This is a genomic window from Methanosaeta sp. UBA356 (assembly GCF_002496465.1).
Classification (GTDB): domain Archaea; phylum Halobacteriota; class Methanosarcinia; order Methanotrichales; family Methanotrichaceae; genus Methanothrix; species Methanothrix soehngenii.
Genome location: NZ_DAKC01000055.1, coordinates 1 through 4734 on the forward strand (window position 1 = coordinate 1; position 4734 = coordinate 4734).

A 4734-nucleotide genomic window follows, 5' to 3' on the forward strand; every position below is an offset into this window, starting at 1 on the left:
TAAAGAGAGGAATAGCGGAGAAGCTACGAGTCCTCACCACGAGAGAGATTCTGTCATTGCTCAGCATCCACGAGCCTGATTTCTAATTCTTTGCCCCACCACCAAATTCTTCTACTGCCAACATAATACCATACTAATCTGGTGGTGGCAGGAATTGAAAAGCACAGTCTTTTTTGCCGGGGTCAGAGCAAGAAGCCCGGAGGACAATCTGCAAAACAAGATCCTGCGGCTCTTTGATGCTGCAGGATTTCCCTATATCATGAAGAAAGGAGACCTGACAGCGATCAAGATTCATTTCGGAGAGCAGGGAAACAGCTCTTATGTAAATCCCGTCCTGGTTCGACCCGTGGCCGATAAGATCAGATCTGCAGGAGGACAGCCTTTTCTCACCGACACCAATACCCTTTACGGAGGCAGCCGCTCCAATGCCGTCCGCCACCTGCAGACCGCAGAGGAGCACGGCTTTGGCCGGACGGTGGCCGGAGCGCCGGTGATCATCGCCGATGGCCTGCAGGGAGACAACTACCGGGAGGTGGCCATCTCCGGAAAGCACTTCCAGCGGGTCAAAATTGCCGGTGAGATCGCCTCCGCCCAGAGCATGATAGTAGTATCCCACTTCAAAGGCCACCTGCCCGCCGGCTTTGGAGGGGCGATCAAGAACCTGGGGATGGGCTGTGCCCCCGCCCTCGGGAAATCGGACCAGCATTCCGCCCGGCCCATATTCAATGCCGAGCTATGTGAAGGCTGCCGGGCCTGTGCAGATGGCTGCCCCAACCAGGCCATCACTGTGAAAAAGAAGATAACCCAGATCGACTACAGCCTGTGCACCGGCTGCGGCAAGTGCCTGCGCCTCTGCCCTGCTCATGCCCTGGACTTCGACTGGATTGTGGAGGTGCCGCCATTCATGGAGAGGATGGTGGAGTATGCCCTGGGGGCAGTGACCGGAAAGGAGGGTAAGGTGGGATTTTTTAATTTCCTTCTCAACATCACCCCTGACTGCGACTGCGTGCCCTGGAGCGACACCCCCATTGTGCCGGATATCGGCATCCTGGCCTCAAAGGATCCTGTAGCCATAGATCAGGCCAGCTATGACCTGGTAAACCGGCAGGCTGGCCTGAAAAATACCCTTTTGGAGAGGAATCTTGAGCCTGGTGAGGATAAGTTCCTGGGGATCTGGGAGAGCACTATGGGAATCATTCAGATGGATTACGGGGAGAGGATAGGTCTGGGCAGGAAGGACTATCAGTTGGAGGAGGTCTGAATCCATGAAGGTAGTAGCATTCAACGGCAGCCCCCGCAAGGATGGAAACACCGCCACCCTACTGGCAGCGGTCCTCCGGGAATTGGAGAGCCAGGGGATTGAGACGGAGCTGGTGCACCTTATAGGCCCCCTGGCTGGCTGCAAAGCCTGCTTCAAATGCAAAGAGAAAAAGAACGGCCGGTGCATTCAGGACAAGGACATGATAAATCAGTGCATCCAGAAGATGGCCGCAGCGGACGGGATCATAATCGGCTCGCCCACCTATTTTGCCGACCTCACTCCCGAGACCAAGGCCCTCATCGATCGGGCCGGTTTTGTGGCCATGGCCAATGGATATATGTTCAAGCGCAAGGTGGGGGCGGCGGTGGTGGCCGTTCGCCGGGCAGGGGCGATCCACGTCTTCGACTCCATCAACCACCTCTTCCTGATCAGCCAGATGATCATCGCCGGGTCAAGCTACTGGAACATAGGCATGGGCTTTGCAGAGAAGGATGTAGAGAGGGACGAAGAGGGGCTGGCGACCATGCGGACCCTGGGGCAGAACATGGGCTGGCTACTAAAAAGGATAGGAAATGATTGATTTTTTCATTTTTTTTATTCCCTTCAATATTGCAGCTCAAATCCCCTCATTCGCCTACCTCCCCTCCTTTTGCCCGAAAAGGTATTTAGGCTAGAGATGCAGGCATCAGAGGACGAGTGTGAGAGCGATGCAACCACTGAAAAAGGGGGACTGTGCCCTCTGACCGATGATCTCTGGGTCATATCTTTCATGGGCCGGGACAGACCCGGTCTTATTCGCGACATTCTGAATAAGCCTGCTCTTCAGAATGTGAACATCGTGGATATGGATCAGAAGGTGATGCAGGGAATCTGCATCATGACAGTGGTAGCTGATTTTGCCTCTGCGGACATCACCCCTGGCCAGCTGGAGGAATGGTACCAAAAGAATGCCAGGAACCTATCCCTTGACTTCTCCTTCCTCCCCCTGGAGAAGCATCAGGGCCGGCGCCAGACCGCTAAAGAGCTGTATATCGTCACCATTCTCGCCAAAGACAGGCCGGGGATCATTCGCGACGTGGCGGAGGTGGCCGCCAGGAATGGTGTCAACCTGGAGAGGGCCTCGGTCACCGCCCGAGGGGAGCTGATCTCCATCGAGTTTTTGATGGACTTTGCCGACTGCACTGCGGACGACTGCCGATCACAGCTTAAGAAGGAGTGCGAAGGCCTGGGGCTGGATGTGTTTATCCAGGAGCTGGGCAGATCCCGAAAAGAGAAGAGGCTCATCGTCTTCGATATGGACATGACCATTGTGGACTTCGAGATCATCAATCGCTTGGCCAGCTTTGCCGGCGTGGACGAGCAGGTCAAGGCAATCACTGACCGGGCGATGAACGGTGAGATGGACTTCAAGGAATCCCTCTGCCAGAGGGTGCGCCTCTTGAAGGGAATGCCCCTATCCACTCTGCAGGAGATCGCTGCCGACCTGCAGCTTACCCCAGGCTCTGAGGAGCTCATCCACCACTTAAAGCAGGTGGGATACAAGATCGCCTTAATCAGCGGCGGATTCACTTTCTTTACGGATGTGCTCAAGGAACGCCTGGGATTCGATTATGCCTTTGCCAACGACCTGGAGATCAAAGACGGGGTGCTAACCGGGGAGATCAAAGGGGAGATCATCGATGCCGAGGCCAAGGGGCGGATCATCTATGATCTTGCCGAGCGGGAGAAGATCAGCCCGGACAACATTGTTGCAGTGGGGGATGGGGCCAACGACTGCCTGATGATCAAGAATGCCGGCTTAGGGGTGGCCTTCAATGCCAAAGAGGTTCTAAAGAAGGTCTCGGACGGATCGCTATCCAGGGAGAACCTTCTGGGATTACTGAATGTGCTGGGGCTGGCGGAGAAGGAGAGAGAGGTCTAGGCGAATACATCCATACGCACGCTCACTGGCTAAAGCCGTATCTCCCTATGAAAGCGTGGGGCAAAAGAATCCAAGAGACTGAGCTCAAATGACGATAAGGCCCACTCCTTCCTGGCCACCAATAGTGGGCATAATTTTATTTTCTAAGAATGCAACCTACATGACAGATGCAGCCGATAAAGATAATAATAGAAATGCATCCGGACGGTTATGTTGCCTATCCTATCGGCATCAAGGGTATCGTAATTGGAGAGGGCGATACATATGGAGAAGCCCTTGCCGATGTCAAGTCTGCCATTCAATTCCACATCGAGACATTTGGCCGGGAATCCATAGAGATAGACGGAATTAGTGAGACTTTTGTGGCTGAAGTGGTAGTGTGAATCGCATTTCCATGAGAAGAATCAATCCAGATGGAAGAAAGACGCCTCTGACACTGCCGAATCAAAGGAGATCAAAGGCTCTACTCTATTAATAATGCGCTTTGGCCCCTTCACCTGATGCCGCCTCCCCCGCCCTTGACCATCTCTCCACCCAGATGCTTCTCCGGATTCTGGTCAAAGGCCTTCTTGCACCCCGGAGCGCAGAAGTAATACTTCTTGCCCTTGTACTCGCTCACCAGCTTCGCCATCTTCTCGTCCACCGCCATCTTGCATATGGGATCTATTGCCATCTTCCTCATCCTCCAGTGCCCGTAATCCTGATTGCTTTCTTTTTCGTTGCTGGCGGTATATATCTCTTGAGCAGCAGAGAGAGGGTGACCACAGTCACAGAAGAGAGGGCCATGGCAAGGCCGGCCAGCTCCGGCCGGAAGGTGATGCCATAGAGCGGATAGAGAGCCCCCGCAGCCACCGGAACCAGCAGGGCATTGTAGGCGAAGGCCCAGAAGATGTTCAGCTTGATCCTGGATATGACCTTGCGGCTGAGCTGAATGGCAGCCACAGCATCCAGAAGGTCGTCTTTCATCAAGACGATATCACCGGTCTCAATGGCCACATCTGTGCCGCTGCCTATGGCAATCCCCACATCAGCTTCCGCAAGAGCGGGAGCATCATTGATGCCATCCCCTACAAAGCCCACCCGGCTACCCGCCTCCTTCAGCCTTCTGACCTCATGGGCCTTCTCCTCGGGCAGAACCTCCGAAAGAGTTTTCTGAATGCCGATCTTCTCTGCCACTCTGGCCGCGCTGCGAGGATTGTCGCCGGTGATCATCACCACCTCAAGATTCATCTTTTTCAGCTCTTCGACTGCATAAGCAGATGAATCCTTGAGCCTGTCGGATATGGCCAAAACTCCGGACGCCTTTCCGTCCACAGCCACTAGCATGGCCGTCTTTCCCTCCTCCTCATATCCAATAGCTTTCTGGAGGAGGCCGTCAAGCATAGCGATATCCATCTCATCGAAGAGAATCCTGTTTCCTGCAGCCACGCTCATCCCGGCGATGCGGGCAACGACCCCCTTTCCGGGAAAGGCCTCAAACTGCTCAGCCGGAAGAAGATCAAATCCATCCTCCTTCGCACGTCGCACCACCGCCTCGGCCAGAGGATGCTCG

6 protein-coding genes are annotated in these 4734 nt (G+C 54.6%); 4 read left to right on the plus strand and 2 right to left on the minus strand.

All coding sequences use genetic code 11. From position 1 onward, the window contains the following. Nucleotides 1-154: 154 nt before the first annotated feature. From BP727_RS04890 to BP727_RS04905, 4 genes are all read left to right on the plus strand, one after another. On the plus strand, nucleotides 155-1261 hold the full coding sequence (locus tag BP727_RS04890; protein ID WP_273270769.1) for a DUF362 domain-containing protein: 1107 nt from the start codon (nucleotides 155-157) through the stop codon (nucleotides 1259-1261). A 4-nt stretch (nucleotides 1262-1265) separates the two neighbouring features. Beyond that, nucleotides 1266-1841 carry a flavodoxin family protein gene (locus BP727_RS04895; RefSeq protein ID WP_286857665.1) on the plus strand — a complete coding sequence of 192 codons (576 nt, stop codon included), beginning with the start codon at nucleotides 1266-1268 and terminating at the stop codon, nucleotides 1839-1841. A gap of 96 nt (nucleotides 1842-1937) precedes the next feature. Further along, the gene (serB, locus tag BP727_RS04900; RefSeq protein WP_273270766.1) at nucleotides 1938-3182 is read left to right on the plus strand and encodes a phosphoserine phosphatase SerB; all 1245 of its coding nucleotides are present in this window, start codon (nucleotides 1938-1940) and stop codon (nucleotides 3180-3182) included. A gap of 167 nt (nucleotides 3183-3349) precedes the next feature. Beyond that, nucleotides 3350-3565 carry a type II toxin-antitoxin system HicB family antitoxin gene (locus tag BP727_RS04905; RefSeq protein ID WP_048131544.1) on the plus strand — a complete coding sequence of 72 codons (216 nt, stop codon included), beginning with the start codon at nucleotides 3350-3352 and terminating at the stop codon, nucleotides 3563-3565. A gap of 110 nt (nucleotides 3566-3675) precedes the next feature. Here BP727_RS04905 and BP727_RS04910 read toward each other — a convergent pair whose 3' ends face one another. After that, complete coding sequence (locus tag BP727_RS04910; protein ID WP_273278742.1) at nucleotides 3676-3855, minus strand: YHS domain-containing protein; 180 nt, start codon at nucleotides 3853-3855, stop codon at nucleotides 3676-3678. A 5-nt stretch (nucleotides 3856-3860) separates the two neighbouring features. Continuing rightward, nucleotides 3861-4734: HAD-IC family P-type ATPase (locus BP727_RS04915; RefSeq protein ID WP_286857668.1), on the minus strand; the 874-nt coding region annotated here is incomplete at its 5' end.